The 25,950-nt window shown below is 55.6% G+C and carries 20 protein-coding genes and 1 tRNA gene; 6 read left to right on the plus strand and 15 right to left on the minus strand.

What is annotated here, in order from left to right; all coding sequences use genetic code 11:
• Positions 1 to 44 precede the first annotated feature (44 nt).
• From RAM15_RS03635 to RAM15_RS03650, 4 genes are all read right to left on the minus strand, one after another.
• On the minus strand, positions 45 to 2,609 hold the full coding sequence (locus tag RAM15_RS03635; protein WP_306222126.1) for a DEAD/DEAH box helicase: 2,565 nt from the start codon (positions 2,607 to 2,609) through the stop codon (positions 45 to 47).
• 13 nt (positions 2,610 to 2,622) lie between these two features.
• On the minus strand, positions 2,623 to 2,946 hold the full coding sequence (locus RAM15_RS03640; protein WP_306222127.1) for a hypothetical protein: 324 nt from the start codon (positions 2,944 to 2,946) through the stop codon (positions 2,623 to 2,625).
• A gap of 21 nt (positions 2,947 to 2,967) precedes the next feature.
• The gene (locus RAM15_RS03645; RefSeq protein ID WP_024627703.1) at positions 2,968 to 4,923 is read right to left on the minus strand and encodes a helix-turn-helix transcriptional regulator; all 1,956 of its coding nucleotides are present in this window, start codon (positions 4,921 to 4,923) and stop codon (positions 2,968 to 2,970) included.
• A gap of 144 nt (positions 4,924 to 5,067) precedes the next feature.
• Positions 5,068 to 6,498: a UTP--glucose-1-phosphate uridylyltransferase gene (locus RAM15_RS03650; protein WP_306222128.1), complete on the minus strand. Its 1,431-nt coding sequence runs from the start codon at positions 6,496 to 6,498 to the stop codon at positions 5,068 to 5,070.
• A gap of 179 nt (positions 6,499 to 6,677) precedes the next feature.
• Here RAM15_RS03650 and RAM15_RS03655 point away from each other — a divergent pair.
• The 4 genes from RAM15_RS03655 to RAM15_RS03670 all read left to right on the plus strand — a co-directional run bounded on the left by RAM15_RS03655 (position 6,678) and on the right by RAM15_RS03670 (position 12,160).
• A tRNA-Pro gene (locus RAM15_RS03655) sits at positions 6,678 to 6,754 on the plus strand.
• A 673-nt stretch (positions 6,755 to 7,427) separates the two neighbouring features.
• A complete protein-coding gene (locus RAM15_RS03660; protein ID WP_306222130.1) occupies positions 7,428 to 8,411 on the plus strand; it encodes an Abi family protein in 984 nt (327 codons plus the stop codon).
• A 320-nt stretch (positions 8,412 to 8,731) separates the two neighbouring features.
• Positions 8,732 to 9,733: a dolichyl-phosphate beta-glucosyltransferase gene (locus tag RAM15_RS03665; RefSeq protein ID WP_306222132.1), complete on the plus strand. Its 1,002-nt coding sequence runs from the start codon at positions 8,732 to 8,734 to the stop codon at positions 9,731 to 9,733.
• A gap of 201 nt (positions 9,734 to 9,934) precedes the next feature.
• Positions 9,935 to 12,160, plus strand: a complete 2,226-nt coding sequence (locus tag RAM15_RS03670) for a glycosyltransferase family 39 protein (RefSeq protein WP_306222134.1) — start codon at positions 9,935 to 9,937, stop codon at positions 12,158 to 12,160.
• 871 nt (positions 12,161 to 13,031) lie between these two features.
• Here the strand turns inward: RAM15_RS03670 and RAM15_RS03675 are convergent.
• From RAM15_RS03675 to RAM15_RS03715, 9 genes are all read right to left on the minus strand, one after another.
• Complete coding sequence (locus RAM15_RS03675) at positions 13,032 to 13,652, minus strand: Eco29kI family restriction endonuclease (protein WP_306222135.1); 621 nt, start codon at positions 13,650 to 13,652, stop codon at positions 13,032 to 13,034.
• A complete protein-coding gene (locus tag RAM15_RS03680; protein ID WP_306222137.1) occupies positions 13,645 to 14,850 on the minus strand; it encodes a DNA cytosine methyltransferase in 1,206 nt (401 codons plus the stop codon). Before RAM15_RS03680 ends, RAM15_RS03675 begins: the two co-directional genes overlap by 8 nt.
• Before the next feature lie 7 nt (positions 14,851 to 14,857).
• Positions 14,858 to 16,066 (minus strand): DUF262 domain-containing protein, encoded by a 1,209-nt coding sequence (locus RAM15_RS03685; RefSeq protein WP_306222138.1) that lies wholly within the window; start codon positions 16,064 to 16,066, stop codon positions 14,858 to 14,860.
• A 15-nt stretch (positions 16,067 to 16,081) separates the two neighbouring features.
• Positions 16,082 to 16,855 carry an FRG domain-containing protein gene (locus RAM15_RS03690; RefSeq protein ID WP_306222140.1) on the minus strand — a complete coding sequence of 258 codons (774 nt, stop codon included), beginning with the start codon at positions 16,853 to 16,855 and terminating at the stop codon, positions 16,082 to 16,084.
• Positions 16,856 to 17,385: 530 nt separating this feature from the next.
• Positions 17,386 to 18,060, minus strand: a complete 675-nt coding sequence (locus tag RAM15_RS03695) for a response regulator transcription factor (RefSeq protein ID WP_306222141.1) — start codon at positions 18,058 to 18,060, stop codon at positions 17,386 to 17,388.
• The gene (locus tag RAM15_RS03700) at positions 18,057 to 19,160 is read right to left on the minus strand and encodes a sensor histidine kinase (protein WP_306222143.1); all 1,104 of its coding nucleotides are present in this window, start codon (positions 19,158 to 19,160) and stop codon (positions 18,057 to 18,059) included. The genes RAM15_RS03695 and RAM15_RS03700 overlap by 4 nt, the downstream gene beginning before the upstream one ends.
• 285 nt (positions 19,161 to 19,445) lie before the next feature.
• Complete coding sequence (locus RAM15_RS03705; RefSeq protein WP_306222144.1) at positions 19,446 to 20,246, minus strand: ABC transporter permease; 801 nt, start codon at positions 20,244 to 20,246, stop codon at positions 19,446 to 19,448.
• Positions 20,243 to 20,980 (minus strand): ABC transporter permease, encoded by a 738-nt coding sequence (locus tag RAM15_RS03710; RefSeq protein ID WP_372338671.1) that lies wholly within the window; start codon positions 20,978 to 20,980, stop codon positions 20,243 to 20,245. Before RAM15_RS03710 ends, RAM15_RS03705 begins: the two co-directional genes overlap by 4 nt.
• 110 nt (positions 20,981 to 21,090) lie before the next feature.
• Positions 21,091 to 22,080 (minus strand): ABC transporter ATP-binding protein, encoded by a 990-nt coding sequence (locus tag RAM15_RS03715; protein WP_306222146.1) that lies wholly within the window; start codon positions 22,078 to 22,080, stop codon positions 21,091 to 21,093.
• 336 nt (positions 22,081 to 22,416) lie between these two features.
• On the opposite strand from RAM15_RS03715, the gene RAM15_RS03720 reads away from it, so the two are divergent.
• Both RAM15_RS03720 and RAM15_RS03725 read left to right on the plus strand, forming a co-directional pair.
• The gene (locus RAM15_RS03720) at positions 22,417 to 23,220 is read left to right on the plus strand and encodes a MerR family transcriptional regulator (RefSeq protein WP_306222147.1); all 804 of its coding nucleotides are present in this window, start codon (positions 22,417 to 22,419) and stop codon (positions 23,218 to 23,220) included.
• Positions 23,221 to 23,304: 84 nt separating this feature from the next.
• Positions 23,305 to 23,832 carry a hypothetical protein gene (locus RAM15_RS03725; RefSeq protein WP_306222148.1) on the plus strand — a complete coding sequence of 176 codons (528 nt, stop codon included), beginning with the start codon at positions 23,305 to 23,307 and terminating at the stop codon, positions 23,830 to 23,832.
• A gap of 51 nt (positions 23,833 to 23,883) precedes the next feature.
• Here RAM15_RS03725 and RAM15_RS03730 read toward each other — a convergent pair whose 3' ends face one another.
• Complete coding sequence (locus RAM15_RS03730; protein WP_306222149.1) at positions 23,884 to 24,510, minus strand: response regulator; 627 nt, start codon at positions 24,508 to 24,510, stop codon at positions 23,884 to 23,886.
• The gene (locus RAM15_RS03735) at positions 24,507 to 25,889 is read right to left on the minus strand and encodes a sensor histidine kinase (RefSeq protein ID WP_306222150.1); all 1,383 of its coding nucleotides are present in this window, start codon (positions 25,887 to 25,889) and stop codon (positions 24,507 to 24,509) included. Before RAM15_RS03735 ends, RAM15_RS03730 begins: the two co-directional genes overlap by 4 nt.
• Positions 25,890 to 25,950 lie beyond the last annotated feature (61 nt).

A 25,950-nucleotide genomic window follows, 5' to 3' on the forward strand; every position in this document is an offset into this window, starting at 1 on the left:
AGAACAGTGTTGACCTGATACTTATTCCCGGATTGTGCCCGTGTTCACTCCACGCCTGTATAAGCCACAATGCCGCGATTGACCTGGTCTGCGGCGATGCTGGCAGTCCTGGCCAGGTGATGCCCTCCCCTGCCCAAGTAGGGCTCCACCTGGACGATCTGCGTAAGCACATCGGACAGACGCTTGGCGTTGCGCACGAAGTCCCCCGCCGTCAGATCACTGTCCCGCAGGATGGTGGTCAGCGAGTCGCCGCAGGCCCAGTCGTAGATGGTCGGCCCCAAGCCAAAGTCGAGTTCAGGCGGCAGCTCCAATCCAGCCTGATCGCAGCGTTCCTGTACCTGGGACCACTGACGTTTCATATCCTCCATGGCGTCAACCAGTCTGGGAGCTCGATACCCGGCCCTCTCCCCCGGCTGCTCCCCTACCCCACGGCGGGATTCGTAGACCAGTCCGGAGACAGCCGCTGCAAGTTCAGCGGGCTCCAGATCGTTGAGGATGCCACGATCCAGGATCTCGGCAAGGCTCAGATCCTGCTCGCTGTAAATGCGCCGAAGCAGCTGCCCCTTCCGGGTCAGTCGGCAGTCGTCAGGATCCACGGGCCGGGTGTAGCGCAGGTCGGCCAGAATCTGGCAAATCCTGTCGAACTGGCGCGAGACCGACCCTGTCTTGGACTCGTACTGTTCCCGGGTGCGCTGCAGCTCCTTGTCCATGCGGATCCACCGGTTCCCCCAGCGCAGGTGCTTGGGCAGATCCGGGCACTGGCGGCAGGGATGGTTGCGCTCCTGCTCGCGCAGCTGGTCGATGTGCCGGTCAAGGTCTCGGAACGCCCGGTCGCGGGCCTTCTCGCTGGTAAATCGTTGGCGCTTCAGGCGGCGGCGATCGTTCTTCTGGGCTGAAGACAGGGCTGTACGGATGCGCATGAACTCGATCAGATCGCCACGGCTGCACTGGGCGGCCTTCCGGTAGTCCTCCAGGCCGTTGGTCAGGGTCTCGATGCGTTCCTCCAGCTCCGAGGCTGATCGGTTGGCCTCCCACTGGGCGAAGGAGTGGTCCAGGGTATCCCGAGCACGCGTATAGCTGGATGAGTTGAGCAGGTTGACGGCCATGTTGAAGGTGGGCCGGAAGCTGGAGTGCAGCGGGTAGACCCTTCTGCTGGACAGGGCGGCCATGGTCTTGGGACTGAAGTCCCGGTGATCGACCACTACTACATGGCCGATGTCGTCGATGCCGCGCCTGCCGGCCCGTCCGGTCAGCTGGGTGAACTCGCCGGGGGTCAGAGCTACATGGCCGGTGCCGTCGAACTTCTCCAGCTTCTCGACCACCACGCAGCGGGCGGGCATGTTGATGCCCAGGGCCAAAGTCTCGGTGGCGAAGACCACCTTAAGCAGTCCTAGTTCGAACAGATGTTCGACTATCTGCCGGAAAAGGGTGACCACGCCGGCGTGATGTGCTGCAAAGCCCTGTTCCAGAGCGAAGCGGAACTGGGCGAATCCCAGCGCCTTGAGATCCTCCTTGCTGAGCTGGCCGGCTGCCATGGAGTCCACGATGTGCCGTATGCGGCGGGCCTCCTCGTCGGTAGTCAGCTGCAGCCCTGCCCGGATGCACTGCTGGACTGCCTGGTCGCAGCCGGTGCGGGAGAAGATGAAGTAGATGCCGGGCAGCATGTCCATGAAGTCCAGCTCATCAACCACGTCGGCCCGGCTTGGACGATACCGCTCCCCCATCCGTCGCTCCGGCCTGCCGCCACGGCCATGGCGATGGTGATGCCCTTGGTCGCGGGCCTGGGCACGCTCCTGTCCGGCCTTGTCCAGCTGGGCCAGCCGGGAGACCAGACGCGGGTTGATCTTTGGGGTCTGCCGTCCTGAGCCGTCATGCCGATACAGATCCAGGATCTCTGGCTCGGTGTGCCTGTCGGCCTGGACCAGGACGTGCTGCTCCAGCGGCACGGGCCTGCGCTCGGAGACCACCAGATGGGTGCGTCCGCGCACCGAGGAGATCCAGTCGGAGAATTCCTCCACGTTGGACACGGTGGCCGACAGCCCCACAATGCGGGTGGAGGCCGGAAGATGGATGATGACCTCCTCCCAGACGGGCCCCCGGAAGCGGTCGGCCAGATAGTGGACCTCGTCCAGGATCACGTACTTCAGTGCCGTCAGGGTGGAGGACTGCTCATAGAGCATGTTGCGCAGGACCTCGGTGGTCATGACCACGATGTCCGCTTCGGAGTTGATGGAGGTGTCGCCGGTCAGCAGCCCCACCCGGTCCTCGCCGTAACGGTCGACCAGGTCGTGGTATTTCTGGTTGCTCAGGGCCTTGATGGGGGTGGTGTAGAAGGTCTTGACGTTCTGCTCCTGGGCCAGGAATACCGCGAAGTCGGCCACGATGGTCTTGCCGGCACCGGTCGGAGCGGCCACCAGGACGTTGTCGCCATCCTCCAGGGCGGTGATGGCCTCCAGCTGGAAGTCGTCCAGGGGGAAGGGAAGCTTGGACTGAAAGCGTGCGGGCGCCCCGGTCATGCGTTTGCGGTGACGACTGAAACGGGCATAGCGTTCCGCCGGCCCCGGTTCGGATGCTGATGAATCCTGTCCGTGGTGACGATGACCTGACATGTTCCTCCAAGAACTACCTATTGAAATGCTTCCACCGCCGCCAGATGAGGCCGTGGTTCCTCCTGCGCTGCTCCTTGCGCTCCAGCACCAGGGCATGTGCCTGGCTGTATCGCTCGGTTGACTGCGACAGGGGCAGGGCGAAGGCCGGTCCCTCTGTCCTATCCGTTGCCTGGGACTGCCCTACCGCCGGGGGTTGGGGCATGTGGCGGTTCAGATCCTCTGAGACCCGCCCTATGGAGCGGCTGGCTGCCATGGCATGTCGGATGGCGTAGACGGCTCCGCCGATCAGCATGGCCAGCATGAAGATCACCAGAAGGATCCAGATCCATCCAGGCATGGAACTCCTCTCTGACCGGGACTAGTGCCGGTCCTGCTCCTTGTCGTGAGCGTCGCTGATGGTGATCTCGCGCTGGGCGCGGGCCAGGATCATGGTGCGCAGGGTCTTGGGCGCCACTGCGGTGATGTGCTTGGCGTGGGCGATGCAGAAGGCCACGAACCAGGAGTCCGAGGATACGGTAAGGTGAACCTTCTGCCCGGATCCGCAGGGTTCAACCGAGGCGCCCGGCAGGGACTTGATGTAGGGCAGGTCAGGACGGTCGGTGATGAAGACCGCGGCCGTGCCGTTGTCGAAGGACCACTTGCGCAGCTCACTGACCGGCACGTCGGGGAACTCCACCTTGTGGCTGGGCTTGACGATGGTCGCATGTTCGATTCTGGCGATTCGCAGAACCTGCCACTGCCTGTTGCGCCCGGTGCCCTGCTTGAGGTGGCGGCTGGAATCCGAGGGCGCATCCGCAGCCTCGGTGCCCTCTGCTGCGTCGCCGATATCGGTCCATGCGGCGACATAGTAGACGCCCTCATCCACAAAGATCTTGGCAGGTGCCACCACCTTGCGGCGGGTCCGGCCGGCGGCGTCCGTGTACTCCATGTCCAGCAGGGACTCGGTCTTGATGGCTCGGCGGACCACTGAGAAGCTCTTGGGCTCGGTCTCATACCCAGTGAGTGATAACCATGGTGTCTCGCCAGGTCCTACGTGTGTGCGCAGGCGCTGGTAGAGCGACTCGGCCTGGGTGCGGGACTGCTCGGGCAGCAGGGGCGAATGGGCCAGGTAGTTGAGCGAGGCGGTCAGCATGCTCAGGTACTGGGGCGAAATGCCGGCCAGCCGTTCCAGCCCCAGCGAGTTGGTGGCCGAGACGATGCCGCTGTCATCCAGCAGGGACCAGTCGATGTCGAAGAACTGGCTGCCGGCCATCTCTCCGTCGTCCGAGACCGTGGTCAGGGTGTTGATGTCCTTGTGGATGGTGTTGACGTACTTGCGCAGCTCTTCCTTGCTGTTGGGGTGGCCGATGAAGCGCTCGGCCAGCTCGGCCAGGGAGAACTCCTCGCCCAGGTGTGCGGACAGGAAGAGCATGAGCCGCAGGCGACGGTCCACCTCGGACCCGGTCTGGAAGGAGGATGCGCTGGCTCGACGGGCATGCCGAAGGTCGGTGTCGTCGTCACTAAGGTCGGTGGCGAAGTGCTCGACGCTGGTGCGAGCGATCTCCGGTGAAATCACCGTTGCTGCTCCGGGGCTTATCGACTCGTCGGCCAGCTTGAAGCGGGCGGCGGCGTCCAGGCGCCGCCGGAAGGCGTCTGCGGCCTCCTGCGGGCTGACGATGGAGGCATCGGGGTGTTCCAGGACGAACATGGCCAGATCGTCCGAATCGGCATAGGCCACGTTCAGATTCTCCCCGTCCACGTCCACGGTGGCGGCGAAGCGGCGGGAGTCGATGACCTTGACCAGATTGTCGGGAATGCGCTGGGTACCTAGTCCAGGAGCTATGGAATCCAGACCCAGACCAGGGATGGGCACCTGCGGCACCCGGGGAGTGGTGCGCGAGGCCGGGCGGACCGGCTCTTCGCATGCCTCCTGGGACATGGCGATGGATCGGGCCAGATAGTTGGCTGCGGCCAGCACCGGCATGTCCTCCTGGTTGAAGTGCATACGGATGCGGGGCTCGTCCCCCAGTTGCAGGCGGTAGGAGGCGAAATCCTGCCCTTCGGACTTGGAGGAGTACTCGGGCTGGCGGGATTCGATGGCGATCCCCATGGCTGCCAGCTTGGCCCGGTCACGCTGGAACTGTTTGGCAAAGGCGGCCTTGGCGGCCTGATCGGCCAGCTCGCCATAGGAGTCGGCATAGGCTTTGACCCGCTGCGCTATCTGCCGAGAAGTCAACCATTGAGGGAAAGCGGACGATAAGACGGCCAGGACATCGAGTTCGTGTTTGCCCCACTTATCAGAGAAACGCCGTCTTCCGTTCGTACCTTCTGCCATCAGTCCTCGCGTATCGTTAAAATTTTGACTATTAGTGCGCCTAACGCACATCTGTCTATCATAGATTCATTTTCAGGAACGTGGGAGCCAAACACTCAAATACGGTCCCTTTTCTTGACAGGCTGAACCTTCTTGCGCCTGGCTTTAGACCCACTCGTCCGGTTCGATACCCTGGGGTCCCACATACTGGCCATTGGGCACGTATGAGGAACGCCCCTGGTCACTCAGATGGGCATCCGCATACAAGGTCACATCCCTGCCGAAGGTCCAGTCCCCCTCGATGGTGACCGAGTTGGCGGCTGCCAGGCTGGGAACCCCGTAGGGAAAGCGTTCGTCGAAGTCGGCGATGTACTTGTAGTAGCGTTCGTCCAGTTGGACGTTGGGGAAATCGTAGTTGCCATCCTCCATCTCGTAGGAGTCGGTCAGATGGAAACGGTCGGAGCGCATGATGAACAGGTCGTCGGTGGTCTTGACGGGCAGGAAGCGCATGCGGTCCACCTGCACGCAGATGGCCCCCTCGAAGAGGGAGGCGGCGGAGCCCATGGCGGTCTCCAGCTGCACAACGGGTCTGGTGGAAGGGTCGGTGGGATCGACGGTCTTCCGGTTCTCGATGATGGGCAGGGGCAGCACCCCGTCGTATTCGGCCAGCTTGTCGCGCAAGGCATCGACCCGGACCCAGATGCTGTTGGTATTGAAGTAGGGATGCTTGCGGATGGACATGGCCGAGCTGCGGTCGTGCGGATCCACCTGGGACATCTCTCGCAGGATGAGGTGTCCGGTGGCCTTGTCGATGACGATATGGCCGCCTTTGCGGTCAGCCTCGGTCCGCTCGGCCACCTCGATCATGAAGGGCGCTCCGGACTGTGCGAAATAACCGGCCAGGGTCCTTGAAGGCCTGGCGCCCAGGTTGTCGGAGTTGGAGATGAACAGGTAGTCGATCCCCTGTTCCTTGAGTGTGTCCAAAAGGCCGGTCTCCCAGATGGTCGAGAAGATGTCGCCGTGGCCGGGAGGGCACCATTCCAGGTCGGGCTTGGCCGGGAAGTCGACAGGACGGCCGGTTTCGGCGTCGATTTTGGGTTCGATGTGCTGAATGATCTCCATGGGCACCTCGTTTTGGACGAAGCGGCGGTCCTGCTTGACCGCGCGCATGGTGTCTCGTGAGGTGCGGAAGGAGTTCATAAAGATCAGCGGCAGCGGCACCCCTAGGCGCTTGCGGGCTGTCAGCACCTGACCCATGATGATGTCCAGGAAGCGCATCCGACGGGCCTTGTGGCGACGGATGGGCAGCAGGGACTTGGCCTTTTCCAGGCCCATGGAGGTGCCCAGCCCACCGTTGAGCTTGATGAAGGCGGTGCGGGAGAACGCGTCCAGGGCCATATCCATATCCATGGCGTCGTGGATGTCTTTGGTACGGGGCACATCCTTGAGCGGGGTGATGTCCTTTTCACGCACGCAGGCTTTGGCATCTCCCCGTTCCCAGGTTTCGTAGAGGTGCCTGAACTGGTTGATGGAGACTTCGCTCATGCCCTTGTCGCGCATCTTTGCGGCCGAAAGGTCGAAAACGTCTGTGCTCATGGAACCCCTTCCGGGCTGGGACGACTTGCGGCCGACGCGGGTTGCGCCGACCGTCAAGAATCATGATAGCAAGTTGATCATGTGGCCCCGTCTGTCCGGACTGGTCTGCCGGGACTCGCCGGACCGTTGTCGGCCCCGCTGCGCTGTGCTACTATCTCTACTCGGTGCTGATGCACCGTCGGGCCGTAGCGCAGTTTGGTAGCGCACTTGACTGGGGGTCAAGGGGTCGCGGGTTCAAATCCCGCCGGCCCGACCAAATAGCAACGATTCCAAGGTCTTAGGCCTTGGAATTATTTGTAGTTCCAGGCCCTTTGATACCTATTTGCATATCTTCGGCGCCTCGCTCGTTCTTCATGTTTCCCTTCATTCGCCAACTGTGAGTTCATGATCGGCCAGAAGATCTTCGGGGTCGGCGTTGAGCTGAGCGTAAGCCGTCATCAGCTTCTTTCTCAGAGTCCACGGCAACGCGGCCGCGCCTTCCCTTGATGCTGATGGTCTCTGCGGATGCATTCCTGCGCTAATACAGGCGCAAGTTCTCTACGCCATCCTCCTCCATCCAATCACGTAGGTCGTGGAGTCAACCTGGATCAGTTGACGTTTGTGGCTGGCTTCGGCCTGGCGGACGGTCAGGGTTGAGGTCGCCGGTATCCTCCTGTTCTGTGCAGAACCACAAAGGAGCGTACCCAGGGCAACTGCGGGAGTCTGGTAGAGGGTCATAATCAAATCCACCGCCCTGTGTCTGGTCCGAGATGTCATCTCGTTGAGTGCCGTGTACGCTCAGCCTTAGCTCTGAGCGGCAATCGAGTCTTGAAGTTTTGTGTTCGGCGCCCGCACGATGTAAAGTTAGTGCTGTTAGAAGCCGCCACTGCCTCTACTGCCTTTCGGGGTGGAACGCATACTATGGCGGTATTTTTTTACCCGGAGGGCACATGGGATTCACAACTGCAGCCAAGTTGCCCCCATACCCCAGCCATCATTACCGCGACTCTGCAGAACTGGCCCAACTGCTTCTGGATAACGGGTTGACAGGCATCGGCGTGCAGGACCTTGCGGATCGTTTGGAATTGGTAGGCTATTATCGCCTCAAGGGCTACTGGTATCCTTTCCTTACTCCTATGGTGGGTAGCAGTAAACGAAAGTTGCCCTTTCTTTTGAAGACTGCTTGGGACCCCATTTGGGAACGGTACGCGTTCGACCAGGAACTACGCAACATCGTCTTCGATGGCATCGTCAGCATCGAGGTCTTTCTCAAAAGCTACATGGCTGCTGAACTTGCCAAAGCAACGGGTCCGTTCGGTTACCTTGAGCCTGCCGGTCTGCCTGGACTCAGCACCGAAGAGCATAAGAGTGCGATTGCCGGCATAGCCAAGGACTATGAGCGATCTTCGCTGCCACAGCTTAAGCATTTCAAGAGCACCTACTGCGACCCGCTGCCGCCCATTTGGATGCTAGTGGATTGCCTGTCCTACGGCGATTTCAAGAAGATCTTCTACAAGGGTGCTGACCCTGCCATCAAGCGCAGGTTGGCCTTGCAACTGGGAATCATGTCGAACAAGCCCGGTGTCGGCAATGAGAAATTGTTGCGCGGTTGGCTCGAGAATATCCGTGTTGCCCGCAACAAGACCGCCCACCATGACCGCTTCTGGAACTGCATAGACCCGAAGATGACACCCATCAAACCCAAGCTGTATCCCGCAAATGCCGACTGGTGGGGTAACGAATGGGAGCCCTTCCGCCGACCGGAGTCGAAAGGCCCTGCAGGATTCCTGACCATGGAACACTTCCTCCTGAAGCAACTGGGCGTCACTCATTGGCGTACAAACTTCATAGACCTGATGAACCGCTATCCTGGCATTCCACTCAAACCAATGGGCTTCCCGGACGACTGGCAAAAGCTGCCCATATGGCAATAGGGTCTTCTATCTTCTCTATTTAAAATGCGCGGTTTTGATTTCTCAATATGTATGTCATATTCGTACTAATATCCTCAAACAGATGCCGTCGTTAAGCGCTGAAACAGTACTAAGTGGTAACTCTGTCCGTGGCACTTTTTGAGCGGCAAGCTATCTACAGTTGCGTAGTGGCCGAGAACACTGCGGCATTGACTGCGGATATTTGGTGCAGCTGTATCAGCGAACATTGAGAAATCCTCATGATTCTTTTTAAGGAGTCCAATCAGTTTATAAAGATAAGTTTGAGGAATAGCCCAAGAAGCCGCTGTTTACTATGAGTCATGAACACAGCGAACATTCTCCAAAGAAACATTGCCGGGCAGTCCAATGTGCCTGACAGGCGCTCTTCTGGCAACAGGCAAATCCCAGAGGGTGAGGTTGATTCGCCTATCTACTACGGCAGTCCAAAACCGGTCGACGCCGATATTGTCATTCCCATATATAACGAGGAGGTTCAGCTGGCTGACTCCGTATCCACCTTATGCAGCTTTCTGGATCGTCACGCCAGAGATCTGACACCCTTTAGCTGGAACGTCGTGATTGCGGACAATGCCAGCACAGATGCCAGTTGGCAGATAGCCAAGGCTCTGTGCGACTGGTGCCCCAACCAGGTTCGTGCCTTGCGCCTCGCCAGAAAGGGCCGCGGGTACGCCCTGAAACAGGCCTGGCTCAGCTCCAGGGCGGCAGTCGTCGCATATATGGACGTGGACCTATCCACCGACATCGGCTCTACGGGCAGTCTTATTCTTCCCCTGCTCCAGGGCGGGGCTGACATCGCCTTTGGCTCGCGTCTTATGCCGCAGTCTCAGGTCACCCGCTCCCTCAAACGTGAATTCATCTCGCGCACCTACAACCTCATGCTCCGCTCATATCTGGCTGTCTCCTTTCATGATGCCCAGTGCGGTTTCAAGGCCATTACTGCCCAGGCTGCACATGTCCTGCTGCCTCAGGTGAAGGATGACGAGTGGTTCTTCGATACGGAGCTGCTTGTACGCGCCCAGCAGGCCGGGATGACCATGTTGGAGCTTCCTGTCCGTTGGGTGGAGGATGCCGGCTCGACGGTCGACATTCCCGACACGGTGAAGAAGGATCTGGAGGGCATGCATCGGGTCAGGGAGGGTATGGAGGCCCGAGCGGTCGATGGGCTTCGCGTCGACCTGGACTCCCCTGCCGTCTGGGATCAGATCCGCCAGTATGAGTTGCGCGGATCCCTTTTGCCTGCCAAAGATGAGGACCCGCATTCACATATGCAGAATCCAGGCAAAGAAACTGCCGTTTGTTGAGCGGCTGACAGCAAACGAAATCTCGTACAGAAAGAGCAAACTTCACTTATCATGAACGCTTCATTGGCTTCTCACAGCAGCTTTGGCTTTTCCCCGCATTCACGGACTTTCAACCCGCCACGATCAACAAGCGCAGATGCAGTCGCTGATGAGCACGCTTCCCGCGCGTATATCCTGCCGCGACGGACTCGTGGGGATTGGATGGCGCTGGGTGTCATGCTGCTTGCAGCCTGTGCAATATTCTTCATCAACCTTACGGCCTCCGGGTATGCCAACGAGTTTTATTCAGCTGCGGCCCAGGCTGGCTCGGTCAGCTGGAAGGCCTTTCTCTGGGGGTCCCTGGACTCAGGGAACGCCATCACCGTGGACAAGCCGCCGGCAGCCCTATGGTTGATGGCGCTTTCCGTGCGCGTCTTTGGTCTGAATTCCTTTGCCATCCTCCTGCCGGAAGCGTTGATGGGGGTGGCGACCACCTACCTGCTCTATGCCACTGTGCGTCGGTACTGGGGCAACTGGGCGGGTATTGTCACCGGTTTCATCTTCATGCTCACTCCAGTAGCCGCGCTCATGTTCCGCTTCAACAACCCCGATGCCTTGCTGGTGCTACTGATGACCGGTGCTACTCATACGCTCCTCAGATCCCTGGAGTATGCCAACCATCCTTCTGGCAATCGAAAGCGTACCTGGTGGATGGTCCTGGCCGGGGCTCTGATCGGGTTTGGCTTCCTTACCAAGCAACTGCAGGTGCTGCTCGTACTGCCTGGCTTTGCCCTAGCTTTTCTTCTGGCCTCGCCTACAGGCATGGTTCGTCGCATTCTGGATTCACTGGCTGCCATTGGTTCCATGATTGTCGCCGCTGGCTGGTGGGAACTGCTGACGGTCATCGTGCCAGCCAGCGACAGACCTTATATAGGCGGCTCCCAGCGCAACTCCTTCCTTGAGCTCACCTTTGGCTATAACGGTTTCGGACGCTTGACCGGCAGCGAAGAAGGATCCGTCATACCTGGCCACGGCCGCGAAGGTGGCGGCATGCCGGCTGGCGGCGGTCGCGTTGGTGGCATGTGGGGCCAGACTGGCCTCAATCGTCTGTTCAGCGGCGAATTCGGTACGCAGATTTCCTGGTTGGCTCCTTTGGCTTTCGCAGGCATTGTCATCAGCTTGCTGGTTATCGGCAGGGCCGTTCGCATTGACGTGCGCAGGGCCAGCGTTATTGCTTTCGGAGGTTGGCTGACCGTCACCTGGCTCGTTTTCAGCTTTATGGCGGGCATTTTCCACCAGTATTACACCGTGGCTCTGGCTCCTGCCCTAGCTGCCTTGGTGTCCATCGGCGCATTCAGTCTGTGGATCGCCCGGGACAAGCTCTGGGCCAGGATTGTCACGCCGATTCTTATCGTTTTCACGGCCTTCTGGGATTTCAGCCTGGCTGGTCGCTCCCAGTGGCTTCCCTGGCTCAAGTGGGCCATTCTCATAATCGGTCTCATGGGCGCTCTCGGCTTTGTCCTTGCTGGGCTGTTGCGAATACGACGGCTCGCTCTTGCTGCCCTCATTCTCTCAGTCGTTGGGCTTATGTCTGGCCCTGCTGCATGGACGCTGTACACCGTATCCCAAGGACACATGGGATCAATCGTCCTAGCCGGACCCAGCCTGACTTCAGGGAGCATGGGTGGCGGCCCCGGTGGTATGCCCGGGGGTGCTCCTGGTGGCGATCGGCCTGGCGGTAGCCAGCATGGTGGTGGCCAGTCAGGCGGCATGGCACCTGGCAATATGCAACAGCAAGGCATACCTGGTGGTGACGGCGGTCCCATGGGCTTATACCAAATGGGCCAAGACCCAATGAATCAGCAGGGACAGCCGAGCAAGAAGGGCCAGATGCCCGGTGGTAGTTCGGATAGTCAACAGCCTCCCAGCATGGGTTCTCAAGGACCAGGTCCCATGGGCCAGGATTCCTCGGGGTCACAAGGGGAATCCAGCACTTCGGGTGTGCCTTCCGTGCCATCACAGCGCAGGGGCAAATCTGGATTCCATGATGGACTAGAAGGAGGAAGGATGAAGGGAGGAAGTCTGCTTGGTGGAGGCCGGTCCAGTTCCAAGATCGTCGCCAAGTTGGAAAAGTCATCTGACTCCTATCGCTGGGCTGCTGCCGCGACTGGATCCCAGCAGGCGGCGGGCTATCAGCTAGCTTCTCAAAAGCCGGTCATGGCCATTGGCGGGTTCAATGGTTCCGACCCCTACCCCAGCTTGGAACAGTTCAAGCAGTACGTGAAGGATAAGCAGATTCATTACTACATAGCTGGTGAGATGGGTGGCCATCAGATGGGAGGTTCCGACACCGCCACACAAATCTCGGAGTGGGTGGCCAAGCACTATACCGCAACGACTGTTGATGGTGTCACTGTTTATGATCTGACCCAGCAGCAGGCCAGTTGAGCGGTGGGAGTAGCTCTTGCCTAAGAGCTACTCCCACCGCTTGTGATAACAAGATAAGGGCGAGACGAGCTACTGACTTCTAATCTGTAGGTCGAGAGTTTGAATCTCAGTAGTCACCAACTAAATTCCTACTCATCATTGAGAGTAGGGCTATTTCTCTGACTCCACACGGCACTTGGAAACCCGCATGTGTGACCCATAATCAACAAAATGAGAATCAATGGCGAGCCTGAAGGCGATGAAAACGTTGGATGATAATCTGGGCCTCGAACAGATCGGCTGGAGCGGCGAGTAAGACTTACCTGTGCTTGCGCTCCAAGTCTCCTGCTGTCTCTTCGGTGACTCCATACCTGATGACTGCCAGGTCCTCCCCGATCTGATGGCGGATTACTACCAGACCTTCTCTTTCCTGTGGGCTGCTGCACCTGGTCGATGACCTAGTTGAGCTACTGGTGCAGGAGGATGGTCAGCCGCTCCTGCTCGTCATCCGACAGAGGGATATATGAGGGGTGGTTGTAGAGGATCTGGGAGATGTCATTAGGGATATAGACCATAACTAGATGATAGGGCGGGCATCGAGGCGATTTGCGCGTCGCGTCAGCTTGGTGCCTTCATGATTATTCGCTGGTACCTGCATTGAATACCGGACAAGACAGGAGACGGCATTGAAGCTGGTCGGTACTCTCGAATACCGGATTGCGGAAGCCGTGTACGAGGGAGATACCCACCAGATCGCCTGTGAACTCGACGTGATCCTACAAGTGATACATGACTATCAACTGGCATTAGACATGATGCTGACTTTATAAGTCGCATCTTTTCACAACGAAGCAAACCGATCCCGCATGACATCAAGCAGTCCTTTTCCTTTTCAGTTCATGCTTTCGTCAATGAAATGCTCGGCCTCATGGATTAGGTCTGATTGCGTTTCCTTTCGCGGGGGGAACTTACTCACCCATGGTCTGCCGGGGTGCAGAGTGTCCCACCTCGAGCAGAAGCCTCTGATCCTGCCCGAGCCCGGGTCATGGTTGCCGAAACCGTCGATGCATGAATTCCAGACAGGCTTGTACTTTCCGATCATCGCGGATTCGGCCATCGGGACCCATATGTAGGAGAGCACAAGTATCTTCGCGGAGAAATCCTCAACCCGTAGATTATTCGCCTGTATGATGCTCTTGCTGTGCTGTCTAAGGCGGTCATAGAGATTTCGTCCAGTCAGATTACCCGGAATCAGGCCATCGGAGTTCCCCATTCGTGTCGACTGTGTGGCCTTACCTATGTAAATTGGATGACTTCCGGGAGCCGATTTCTCCACGGCAACCAGACTGGAGTATGCAGGAAAATCACCGCAGTAGAAGAGCGCATATATACCAGGGTCTTCAAAAGGTTCAATCGAGTCGAGAGGCATAAGAGCACAATCCATGAGTGCTCCTGTCACCGAATCCGGAAGAGAGCCATAGTCGAGTGGATCGAAGAAGCGCACATCAGTCATGAATCCGCACCTCTCGTCTGGGAACCGGTTGGATGGAAGCGAGTTCGGCTTCCTTGACCGCCATATCCTTCTGCAGCGCCACAACCACTGATGAGGCGACAGTTGCGGCCAGACTCACGGGCACCGCATTACCTATCTGTCGCATGGCCTCGGTCCATGATCCGCTGAATGCATACCCGTCCGGGAATGTCTGGATGCGTGCGGCCTCACGCACCGAAAAGTACCGTACTCGCCCGTTTCGGTACCTAATCATGTTTTCTCCGCCAGGAACTCCATGAACCCCGGCCTTGATGGCTTTCGACGGTGCATCGATATCTGAACCTGTATGCCCGGGATACGAACGTGCCCCTGCACGCAGGACGTGGTTCATCGGCCAGTGGGCGTCATCGTTACTTTTCCCTGCCTTCGGCTTAGGCAACCCCTTGAGCGCATCGCGTATCGTACGCCACGGAAGCAGCCTGGGATCCCCGTTCGTCTTTGGAATGACCGGCTTTCTGCAAGCCAGACCATGACGTTCCCAATACTGCCCCGTCTCCTGTTGACTGTACAGCGCCGCCCCCGAGTGGGTCGGTTCCGGGAATTTCCAGTCGGCATTGATGTCGGAACGGAACCCGACAATGAAGACCCTGTTCCGATGCTGTGGCACACCGTAATCCGCAGCATCTACCAAGGTAGATACGAGTTCATAGCGGAGCTCATCATGAACACCGCTTGTGTGCTCCTTCGACAACCGTTCGTAATGTTCCCTCCAGGACTCATCCGCCCGGGCAGCCAGACATGGGTGCTGCAGACGAAGCAGGATGTAGGAATAGTAGTCGGAGAAGGAATCCCTCAGAAGGCCTTTCACGTTTTCCACGATGAATGCTTTGGGGGAGACTGCAGCCAGGGCTTCGGTCATTGCGGGGAACATGTCGCGCTCGTCAAGCGCGGCACGCGAGAGACCTCCCAGACTGAAGGGCTGGCAGGGAGGTCCGCCCGCGAGAACATCGACATTCCCATACTTGCTCCAATCGACGTCTCTGACGTCACCTTCCAATACCCTTGTCGAGCGTAGGAACGGATAATCTCTGCGGGCGTTGAGACGCAGCATCTCGCAGGAGTTATGTTCCCATTCGATGGCGGCATCATGTTCCAGACCCACCATTGCTGAGCCCAGGAAAAGGCCACCGGCTCCGGCAAACAGTTCAATCGCTCGCATACATCACTTATATTGCATCAGATGGACCTTTGTCTTCATCATCGTCGGGATCGCTATATTCGATACCGTTCTCCTTCGCCACTTGTTTCATTTTGTCCACGAACTTTTCTTCATCACCACAGCTTTCAATCCAAGTATTGATGTAAAGCGCGCGGTTCTTGATTGCGGAACCATCATTGGTGGATTGCACATAAGAATTGTATTTCTCGAATAAGTGATAACTATCTAGCTTGAAATAACGTAAACTAGCAGGGTCAATGCCCCGAATCCCATAGCGTTTTTTCTCAAACTTAGCGAGCAGACTATTCAATTTTTTTGCTTCTTCGGGATTCCAAAGTTTTTTTTCACGAAGAGCCGCATAGAAGAATACGGAAATGTTCCCCAGACTCCTCAGCAAAGGATCATTATCAGTAAAGACAGTTTTAAGAACTCCCAAGACGAATTGTACCTCTTTTTCGATTTTTCCCACTTCATTCTCGCTTCTTTTATCCGAAGAAGGAAAATCCTTGTATAACTTGTCTAGGGTCTGTTTCTTTGTGTCGCGCAATTCATTGCGAGCATTTTGCTGTGCAATCGCAAATAGCTTTGCGAGGACTTCTTCATTTTTCTTTCTCGCCCTGGGCTTCAGTTTCTTCATGAACGGATCTGTTGTGGCTAAAGATCGAACTTTGTCGCGAACAACGCTTTCAATTGCGTCACGTTTCTCTTGGGCAGTCAGAGCGACCCCGGAATTCAACCTTAAAAAGAACTCGTCAGCAGTATTATCATCAACCTGTCTCATAGACACGATGTCGAAATGGTATGACTCGAATTGAATATAAAGATCGCGGTGCTTTTCTTTCAGTTCTGAAAGATAAATCTCATGCTTATCATTATCTTCATGCCGCTCTTGGAACGACCGAGAATTTGCGGGGACACCGTAACGGCCATCCTCAAAATCCCTGACGGCAAGTAGTCTTTGCTTACCGTCGACCACATCATAGTTTATGTACTCATTTTTTCCATCGATAATTTGTATTTTTTCAACCGAGCGGAAATAGAATTTAGGTATATCGAATCCACACAGGATAGAATCAATGAAAAGTTGCTGTTTAGTTCTTGGCCAGATACTCCCTTCACGTTGGAAATCCGGGTCGAGATTCAGCTTTCGCCACATCCTCATCAGGTATTGTATCGATGATTCGGGCGCAGAGAGATGGATGAATTCTTGTTTCATAATTCTGCAGGCTTTCTATCTTTTATCTTTATTATTCGCATGACGTTTAGCTACTTGTTGCGCCAAATGATCAAGATCAGGGTAGGTGCTTGCCGCGTCCACACCTAGGAAATCCAACTCTTCCAGAATTATTTCCTTTTTCTCAGCGGGAATTATGAATTGTCTGATAACTTCTTGTCCTTGGTCATCATACTGGTAAAGTGAATCGGAACAAACCGTGAAACAACCGTTCTGAGCCCCTATCCTAGGGAAATCATCCATTGCAACAACAGCTATGGGCTTATTGCCTGTTGAATCATCATTGTCAGGTAGATAAGGTCGGCATTTATCTTCCCTCTCTTCAAGGAGAATCGGAGAGGGGGCACTGTCACCGAGTGTTTTTCGGTTCATTTTATCCGGTTCCAGAACGAACAATTTCCCGTCCTGTTTTTCTTGGTTGCTGTTGACTGCCGGTTGGCAGGCAAAGTAAAGGGCTTGTAGAGGATTATCCGACCAATCCAAAAGTCTGGTAGGAAGCCCATAATGCTGACCAAGTATAATCCATCCCCATTCGTCAACAGGATGAACACCCGAGACAAGACAAGCCTTCTGCTTGAAATCATTCAGTATGTCTCTTTCGCTCGCCTGCACGTACTCCGCTCGAAAAGCCTTGGGTACCAGAGGGAAAGTAGCATCATCTTGACCGCGGAACCATAAGTTTTCCTCATTATGAGAGATCCATAATTGCCTGAACACATCTGCCACTGATTTTATAAGTTTCAGTGGGCAGGCGTTTGAATCGTCTGGCATGGGCAGTCCCTTCACTTTATCTATCTTAGACACAAATGATTATAAAGCCCGTTAGGGAACGTTCTCATGTTCTGCCCTTTCTTGAGAACCTATAATGCCTGTCTGATGGAGGGTCTAACTCGCATTGATATGTTTATATTGTTCGTTTTTTGAAAACGGTCGGTAGAGCATTAGCACAGTTCAAGGCTTTTGGAACATACAATATCTATTATTTTGTCGAGTTTGAATATGACCTGTTCGCGTCTTCCCAGTCCCAAGTAAGGTGGTGCATAATCGGTATCCTTCTAATCTGTAGGTCGCCAATTTATTACAAGACCTTGCATTGCATGCCAGATCACATCAGATCAAACTGAATAGAGCTATTGATCTCGTTGCACTGGTATGTGTTGTATTCGTTTGCTTTGCACTGCAGTAAAAAATCCTTACAAATAGCGGACTTCTATCGCCAATATATGGATTAAGCCGCAAAAGATACAGCCGGATGTAGCCCTCTTCCATCTACGGATAAGCCCGCTTGAATTCAGTGCTATTCAGTGGTTTGCCATGTTGGCCTGATACCAGAGAACGGCGATGTTGATCCGGTCCCTAACCTTGAGTTTTGCCAGTATGCGGCTGACTGTCTTTTTGACCGAATCAGGCTGCAGCTGGAGTTGCTCGGCAATCTCTGCGTTTGTCAGGCCTTGGCTGACCAGCGACGCGACCTGAAGTTCGCGTTTGCCCAGTTGCGCGAATTTACGGCGAGCCTCAGATTCATCATTGGCTTTTGGCCTTGGAACTCCTTTCCGGATCACTTCGGCCGTGATGCGCGGCGTGAGAATGGCATCGCCTGCATGTACCGCATGGATGGCTCTGTTCAGATCGGCTGTCTTGACATCCTTGAGCAGGAACCCGGAGGCGCCCGCCCCTAGAGCTGTGAACGCATAGTCGTCCTCGTCGTAGGTGGTCAGAATGAGAATGCTTATTTCAGGATGGAGCTTTTTGATACGGCTGGTGGCATCCAGCCCGTCCATGACAGGCATGCGCACATCCATCAGAATCACATCAGGCAAAGGCTGTTGATTTTTGGCGGCTGTGGTCAGTTTATCCAAAGCCTCTTGGCCGTTGGCCGCCTGCGCAACGACATGTAAGGTTGGATCCTTAGCGACCATGAGTGCCAGTCCCATGCGGGTCGGGCGCTGGTCGTCGACGATCATGACGCGGATCATGCGTTCTCCTTCATGCCTATATCGTTAGCTGACGTTGCAGCTAGTGAGGGTATGCGGGCCTGCAAGGTCCAACCATCAGAACCAGGACCCGAATGGAAGCTGCCACCATGAGCTTGCACTTCGGCCCTTAACCTGGCAAGACCTGTACCGCTGCTACTGGTATTGTCAGCTTCGTTATTCAAGATTCGTCCATCATCGCGAACGGTGATACCTATGCCCCTCTGGCTGTCGTGATCCCAGGAGACCACAATACGGTTGACCTCCCGTCCGTGTCGGAGGGCGTTGGTAATCGCCTCCCTGGTGATGGTGAAAGCAAGGTCGGCCTGTTCGGAATCCTGTGGCCGACGGCCTGTCTCCGTCAAGGCAGTGCTGATGCCGACATGCCGGGCATGGTCGAGGATGGGTTTGATGTCATCCCAGCTATGCCTCTCCCCTGTGGCTGGCTGTGGGTCGTTTTTTGGATCTGTTTCTGATTGCAGGGCTTTAACAGCCGTTCGGGTGTCATCCAGTCCCTGCCGTGCCAGGTCGTTAATCATCGAGATAGCCTCATCAATTTCCGGTTTTCCGCTGGCATGATCCAGTCCCTCAGATAGGGCGATAATGGCGGTCAAGTCGTGACCCACGCTGTCATGCAGTTGGGCGACAACCCTGGACTGATGCATGGCCTGGTCCCGCTCATGGGCCAAGGTTAGAGCATGCGAGCGCTCCTCCTCCAATGCCTGCTCTGACAAGCGTGATTGCCTTACGGAGCGTGAGAGGAAGGCGACTGTCAGGCAAAGGGCGAAAGTCAATCCAGTCGGATACAGAAGGTCGGTGAAGTGGACATCACGATGCCAATTGGCAGAGAATGCAATGCTGAGCAGGCCCAGAATGGCGGAACTACCCAGCCCAGCTGTCAATGATGTCACGTTCTTGGCTTCTACCGCGCAGGCGTAGAGGCTGACGAGCCAGGGAATGATCAGGTAGGTGCATCCCGAGCCATAGATTGCGGCAGTCAGGGCAAGCAGGCCACTGACCACCAGCAGGGTCGCCATAGGATATAGGCGGCGCAGGCATAGGGTGACAAGTGCGAGAAAAATAATGACCACGAACAGGGGCAAGCCCCAGCTGGCAGACTTCATGACCTGGTAGAGGGTCTGGTTGGCGCTGCTTGGGACAAGGATCAGCCTGGTCAGCATCCCTGTCTCGTAGAGGGTGCAGAAAAAGACTGCCACGAAGATCATATATGGCCGGGTCCACAACTGAATCCAGCCTTGAGTCTTCTTGCCTGCTCTCATCGGTGAGCCTCTTCCTGATAACTGCCGGTATTCCATTATGCTGTCAGACACTGTGATGTGCGACCTGGCAAGTGCTGCATCCTCACTTAATTGATGTTGTACTTGAGACTAAATGGCTCTGCGAGCCTGGTGCCGAAATATAAGGAGGCTGATCAACACCCAGAGGATTGCCGCCATACACGAACCTGCTATAGAGGCCGTAGACGTAATATTGCCCATGTCGCGGGCTGCGGATGCAGTGGTGATCAAGGCCAGAGGATAAGGCAGCGCCAAGGACGGTGCGGCAACCGACAGCGTACAGCCTGCCAGAGTGAGCAGAAACATGATGCTCATAGTCGAGGCAAAGGATTCGGCTCTGGCGGCTATGGCCTGGGTCAGAGTCATAATGGCCCACACTGCCAACGTCATTGGTACGCCACGCAAGAGATAGGGACCGAGTTCCGCTGGGTCGAAGCCTCCTACAAGAACACCCACGAGTATGAATTCGGATTCAAAGATGGCGACGCTAAGGAGGGAGGCCAGCAGTCCATGCAGCATCTTACCGGCTAGGGCAGTCCCGACCATGCCTGAGGAATTAAGACGCTGCCAGTTTCGTCCCTTGTGCTCGTTGGCTTCAACCTGGGCTGCAAAGGCCGCGACCAGGACTGGCATGAAGACCATGCTTGGCAGAAGGATCGCCTGCCCCCAGACCGCAGCCCAGGTCACCCCTTGAGCCTGGAAGTCCGGTTTGTAGCTCTGATACTGATCCCAACCGTTGAAGATTCCTACGGCGTCGAAGAGCATGGTGGCCAGCCAGTACCAGAGATTGCCGGCCTTGCGAATCTCCCATTTGAAGGCGGCGGCGATCGATGGCTTGTGGCGATGCATCGGGGTGATGGTTATAGCGTTTGCAGGGTATTGCCTGTTCATCGGCCTGACTCCTTGACCTTGACGATGAGTGCTGATATTCCCGACCAGATAATGTATGCCAGAAGGCTGGTCAGGACTTTTGGCCAGGGATTGGCGACCAAGGTCATTCTGGCAAAACCATCAGAGCTGGCTGAAAACAGGAACGGGCTGGCTGCGGAACTGATCCCGGCTGGGAAGAACCAGCCCAGAGCCGGCATATTCATCGGGCCCAGTCCAGTCCCGATCAGACCGGCTATCACACCCAGACCCAGGCCTATGGCCTGCCTTTCGATAGTCAGGGAGAGGGCGAGTTGTATGGCCGTGACAGCCATGGATGAGAAGCAAGCAATCAGTGCCGGAAGGAGTATGTAGTCGGCCAGACTGCCATCGAGATGGAACCCTTGTGCTGAAGCTGACAGCGGTATACACGCCAGAGGAATCACGAAGCATAGCGAAATCACACACCCCGTAACTACGAGCTTGGCAAGAAACCTCCCAGTCGCACTCTGGCCTAGGGATCGCCATTTGAGATCCATGCGCTCGCTGCTCTCCATGACGGCAAGCCGGCTGGTCAGCAGCGCTGCAAGGATGGGTGCCAGCAGACCGACAGTTTGGAATATCTCACCTTGGGCAAGGGCTACGGTACGAGTGGCGGGGTTCGCAGACTCGGCTCGTTTCATGAAGGCCAAGCCCGACCATGCCGAAACCAGGGCAATCATGCCCAAGGCCATCCACCAAAATGAGGAACCTTTCAACTTGCGAAGCTCCATCGAAAGCAGAACAAGCAGCCCTCCTGGATGGGATGAGCGTAGCGGTTTCCCCAATCGAAATTCTTCGGACCGCATGGAGATTGATTCGACAGAGCTCATCGTATGCTCCTCTGTTTATGACCGGACGGCTGCATAGGGCACTGCGCTGCATGACTCTGCGGGTTTTCCACGAGTTCGAGGAAGGCCTCTTCCAAGCTCTTGCGTTCGGAAGCGACACGGTATACCTGCAGACCATGCGATACCAGCCGAGCCACCAGCGCTCCGATTTGCGAATCGGTTATCTCGGGAATACGCAGGGTTGCGCTCTTGCGGGTATATTCGTGGTGAATGCCTTGAGTTTCGAGCATCTCTGACGCGAGCCCAGGATCGGATACCCGTAGATCGATATGACCCTCTTCGCGCAGATTTTCCAATGTCCCTTGGTAGAGCAGATGACCGTCGGCAATGATGCCAACTACAGGAGCCATCTTTTCGGTTTCGGACAGGATATGGCTGCTGATGATGACGGTGACTCCCTCGGACGTAGCCAAGTCCATGATCATCTGTCGCACTTCGACCACAGCCTCTGCATCCAAGCCATTGGTGGGCTCATCCAGGAGCAGGAGCTCCGGCTGCGAAATCAGCGCCATGGCGATACCCAGCCGCTGCTTCATCCCCAGGGAGTAGGCGCCCGCCTTCCTCTTCTCGTATCCCCGCAATCCAACCTTGGTTAGCACTTCTGAGGCAGCTGAAACTGGCAGACCCAGATAATCGGCTACCATGCGGCAGTTATCCAGTCCCGACAGGCCTGGATAGAAGCTGGGTCCTTCAATCATGGAGCCCATACGACCCGGCTGGATCGTGGTCTTCTTTCCGACTTGCTGTCCTAGCAGCCACATGTTTCCGGCAGTCGGTTTTGTCAATCCCAGAAGGAGCTTCATGGTGGTCGATTTTCCGGCTCCGTTTGGTCCCAGCAATCCGTAGACCCCGCCTGCCGGCACCCGTAGATTCAGTCCATCCACGGCTTTGAATCCGCCATAGTCCTTGACCAACCTCTGTGTGGACACAGCCAGTTCCGGGTCATTGTTTCCGTCCGTATATGCCATTGCGCCTCCCCTTCCAATCGGAATTCAACTGATTCCTATGCAAGTTCGACGGGCGCAATCCTTCAACGCGTGAAAAGAAACTGTCCTCTGCAGGGGACACGTCGCTGTTGACGAGGCTAATTTGCACCCATGGGAAAGGAGTCACGCTGGATTTAGTCGTCTTCATGATTGGATAGGGGCTACTTTGCAAACAAACAGAACCAAAAGCGTCCTCCTCAAGAACCTGTTATTGGGTATTGGGATGCTAGGGGCCGACGTGTGCATACACTCACTCACCCATCCCCCAGAAAACAAACGATTTGACCTTGACATAATGGCAGGGTTTAGGGTCAAGGCATGACACGAGAGAGCGAATTCAGTGGCGAGGGCAGCAAGAGCGGCTTGAGCATCGGTCAGATGTCTGAGTTAATTGGGGTCAGTCGGAGAATGCTGCGCCATTGGGAGCAGGAAGGACTGATCTCCCCCTTTCGCGACCAGTCGAATTACCGGCATTATCTGCAGGATGACGTCGCACAGCTGGAGCGAATTGTGACATACAGGGAGATGGGCTTCAATGCCCGACAAATCAAGGCATTGCTCGATTGCAAGACACCGCTGGCCTTGGACGAGTTGCAGGGACAGCGCTCGCGAATTGATGAGAAAATCCAGCATCTTAGGAAAGCTGCGGATCGTCTGGACCGACTCATAGCCCTTGCCGAGGGAAAGTCAGGTAATGATTCAGCTCCTACGAAGATCGATCAGGAGGACCAGTACTTTTCGGAAGCATACGAACGCTGGGGTGCTAGCAGGCAGTGGCTTGAGTATGCGGAGCGAAAAGCTTCCCGCTCCGAACAAGAACAGAAAAAGGACATGTCCCGGCTTAAAGACGTGGAAAGTGAGCTTGCACAAGCCAAACGAAAAGGTCTGGCTCCGTCATCAGATAAGGTTCTCGAACTGATTGACGAACATCGGCAGGCTTTGTCATGGTTCCATGTGACCCCATCTATGTACGTCATTCTGGGGCGGATGTATGTGACTGACCCACGTTTCAGATCCCACTATGAACAACTGGAACCTGGATTGGCGAAATGGATGCTTGTCGCAATCGAAACTGCAGCGCGTGCAAACGGGATAGATTCGGCAACCGTCAAATGGGAGTGATGCAGTCAGTATCTTCCGTCTACGTATCACGTTTTCTGTTTGACTACCCAATTCAAAACACTTCAACTAAGGAACGAGGTAGCCATGGACAACCATGACCAGCCCAAAGCTACTGCTTATGCAGGTGCAGGCATAAGTCCCGTGCCGGAGCCGGGGAAGGATGCGGAACCGCCGGAGCCTTATAGGGGCATCTATCTCATGCCCATGTTCATGTGCCTGTATAGCGACGATCTGGAAGAATCAGAGGTTTTCTGGACGCAGGGATTGGGCTTCATCAATTTATACACCATGCCGGGCACGATGATTCACTTGAGGCGCTGGGCCTTTCAGGATGTGCTGATTCGTAAGAGTGGTTCCAATACTGGCGACCCTGATACGGATATGGAGTCCATAGGAAGCCTGAGCGTAGCAGTCACGGAAAAGCAGATCAGCAAGATTGTGGATGCATGCGAGCGCCTCCGTCCTGGCTCCACTTCAGCTCCATTACGTAAGCCGTGGAACTCACTCGAAGCCAGGATTCACACTCCGGAAGGCCTGGCCCTTACCCTTACGGCTGCCTTGGCTGTCGATAAAAGGCAGACCGAAGTTTATTTGAACTCGCACGGTCAATGATCAAGGATCAAGCCCTCCTCCCCTGTCATGATTTGATTCTAAGAGCAACGTTTAAATGTCTCTTAGGCCTAGAGTTTCGATGGCTTCCGCTACTGCAGCCGTGCGATCGCTGACCTCCAATTTGGCGAAGATCCGACTGAAGTATGTTTTTACTGTTGCCTCGCTGATGTATAAGTGTTCTGCGATTTGCCGATTGGTCATGCCTTTGGCGGCCTCGCGCAGCACACGTGTCTCTTGTTCGGACAGTGCTGGTCTGGTCGCAGGGCGCAGCGCCTTGCTGACTGCTTCCGCGGCGGTCGGATTCAGGACAGTGGATCCTGCAACAGTGTCACGGATAGCTTGGGCCAAGACATGAGGTTCTACGTCTTTCAGCAGATAGCCATTGGCTCCGGCTTCTATGGCCGGCAGAATATCGTGGTCGGAATCGTAAGTGGTAAGAATCAATACCTTGGTTTTGGGATAAGAAGCCAGCACTTTTCGGGTGACTTCAGGACCGTTCATATCAGGCATCCGCAGATCGAGTAGCAACAAATCCGGACGTGTTTTCGCTACAGCCTCTATGGCCTGGGTGCCATTACATGCTTCGGCAACCACTTCAAGGTCTGCATGGCGTTTCAGCATGCTGCGTATGCCCTCCCGAACCATGGGGTGGTCGTCGGCCATGACAAGTCGGATCATCTTTCCTCCTTATCTGGTCGAGTAGTGTTACTTGGTCTTTCGACAGGAATATTTACAGTTATGGAGGTGCCTTGCCCGGGAACGGAGGTTACCGTACAACGCCCACCCGCGTCTTGAGCTCGTTTGGCCATATCTCGCAGACCATAGCCATGCCCGGCCTTTTCCATCTCCTGGAAATCCAAGTTTTGAATATCAAAACCACGACCATCATCCTTGATCCGAAGCTGTAACAGTTCCTGCCCTTTCAAAAGCAAGCTCACCTGTACATGCTGGGCACTGGCATGCTTGGAAATATTAGTCAGGGACTCCTGGACTATACGCAGCAGGTTGACCTCGGTCTGCTTAGGCAAGGGCGGCAAGGTTCGTTGAATCCGACACTGTGATTGAAAACCTGTCTTTGCTGCGGTGGAATGCACTGTCCGCTCCAGGGCCGTCTTCAGGTCCCTGCCATCCAGATCAGCCGGTGCCGAATCCGCAATCATTCTTCTGGTGTCATCCAAAGAACCCTTCGACGTGCTGGCGATCATTTCCAAATGCTTCTGAGCTGCAGGTATGTCGTCGATCAGTTCTTCATGAGCTACCCTGGCCAAGGCCAGAATGGAAGTCAAAGACTGGGCGATCGTGTCATGCATTTCGTCGGCCACACGTTCACGCTCGATGGACGCTCCTTCAGCTCTGCTGAGTCTGCGAATCGTCTCTTGTTGAGACTCCATTTTGTCCAGCAGCATTTGATTATGTCCGTTGGTCAAAGCCAGGACATTAAAGGACTTTCCAATCATTGCGGAGAATACCACTACGAGAATCATGAGCATAAGATTGCCGGATAGATCTGTACTCAAGAACCTTTTTCCAGCCAAAGCCATGGCCAAATAGGCTATATTCAGGACTCCCACCAACCCCAGAGCAGGAAGGTAGGCAAAAGCGATGAAGAGTTGTGGCACGATAAACAGCTGAGCCAGAATGGCGGTACCATCCAACCAGGCGCCCATGGGCAGGCAGCCCAGCGTCAGCAGAGCGAAAATCCAACCATATGCTCCTGTTTTGCTTACCGGCTGATCTGCCGTTTGCCGATCAAATCTTTCAGACTTGTCATATACCCTAGGCAGAACCAAGATCATGAAAAACAAGCAAGGCAATAGGATGAGAAGGCTTGAAACAAGTTTATAGGTCATGGATGCAGTAGAGAAGAAGCAATTGGCTCCTACTACGCAGCCTGCTTCCACAATGAAATACCAGTTCCAGGTGTTATGAAGACGTTGACGCTGGGCATCGGTTCTTGCGGTCGCGTCAAGTTGACCGTCGCCGCAATCACCATTTAGATTCATTGAAAGCTGGTCTTGCTGTTGGTTTTCTCGATTAATTCCCTCAGTGATTTTCACTCATGTCTCCCATGACTTGCACACTTATTCACCCTACTGCCAAAATGCCTGTAGAAATCGT

The sequence above is a fragment of the Bifidobacterium asteroides genome (assembly GCF_030758775.1).
GTDB classification, from domain to species: Bacteria; Actinomycetota; Actinomycetes; order Actinomycetales; family Bifidobacteriaceae; genus Bombiscardovia; species Bombiscardovia kimbladii.

What these genes read in the sequence shown, in the direction of transcription:
- RAM15_RS03675 (WP_306222135.1), bottom strand. Translation starts at nt 13,652, where the DNA reads ATGACTGATGTGCGCTTCTTCGATCCACTCGACTATGGCTCTCTTCCG.
- RAM15_RS03690 (WP_306222140.1), bottom strand. Translation starts at nt 16,855, where the DNA reads ATGCCAGACGATTCAAACGCCTGCCCACTGAAACTTATAAAATCAGTG.
- RAM15_RS03720 (WP_306222147.1), top strand. Translation starts at nt 22,417, where the DNA reads ATGACACGAGAGAGCGAATTCAGTGGCGAGGGCAGCAAGAGCGGCTTG.
- RAM15_RS03645 (WP_024627703.1), bottom strand. Translation starts at nt 4,923, where the DNA reads ATGGCAGAAGGTACGAACGGAAGACGGCGTTTCTCTGATAAGTGGGGC.
- RAM15_RS03650 (WP_306222128.1), bottom strand. Translation starts at nt 6,498, where the DNA reads ATGAGCACAGACGTTTTCGACCTTTCGGCCGCAAAGATGCGCGACAAG.
- RAM15_RS03695 (WP_306222141.1), bottom strand. Translation starts at nt 18,060, where the DNA reads ATGATCCGCGTCATGATCGTCGACGACCAGCGCCCGACCCGCATGGGA.
- RAM15_RS03670 (WP_306222134.1), top strand. Translation starts at nt 9,935, where the DNA reads ATGGCGCTGGGTGTCATGCTGCTTGCAGCCTGTGCAATATTCTTCATC.
- RAM15_RS03665 (WP_306222132.1), top strand. Translation starts at nt 8,732, where the DNA reads ATGAACACAGCGAACATTCTCCAAAGAAACATTGCCGGGCAGTCCAAT.
- RAM15_RS03660 (WP_306222130.1), top strand. Translation starts at nt 7,428, where the DNA reads ATGGGATTCACAACTGCAGCCAAGTTGCCCCCATACCCCAGCCATCAT.
- RAM15_RS03705 (WP_306222144.1), bottom strand. Translation starts at nt 20,246, where the DNA reads ATGAACAGGCAATACCCTGCAAACGCTATAACCATCACCCCGATGCAT.
- RAM15_RS03715 (WP_306222146.1), bottom strand. Translation starts at nt 22,080, where the DNA reads ATGGCATATACGGACGGAAACAATGACCCGGAACTGGCTGTGTCCACA.
- RAM15_RS03725 (WP_306222148.1), top strand. Translation starts at nt 23,305, where the DNA reads ATGGACAACCATGACCAGCCCAAAGCTACTGCTTATGCAGGTGCAGGC.
- RAM15_RS03680 (WP_306222137.1), bottom strand. Translation starts at nt 14,850, where the DNA reads ATGCGAGCGATTGAACTGTTTGCCGGAGCCGGTGGCCTTTTCCTGGGC.
- RAM15_RS03635 (WP_306222126.1), bottom strand. Translation starts at nt 2,609, where the DNA reads ATGTCAGGTCATCGTCACCACGGACAGGATTCATCAGCATCCGAACCG.
- RAM15_RS03730 (WP_306222149.1), bottom strand. Translation starts at nt 24,510, where the DNA reads ATGATCCGACTTGTCATGGCCGACGACCACCCCATGGTTCGGGAGGGC.
- RAM15_RS03640 (WP_306222127.1), bottom strand. Translation starts at nt 2,946, where the DNA reads ATGCCTGGATGGATCTGGATCCTTCTGGTGATCTTCATGCTGGCCATG.
- RAM15_RS03685 (WP_306222138.1), bottom strand. Translation starts at nt 16,066, where the DNA reads ATGAAACAAGAATTCATCCATCTCTCTGCGCCCGAATCATCGATACAA.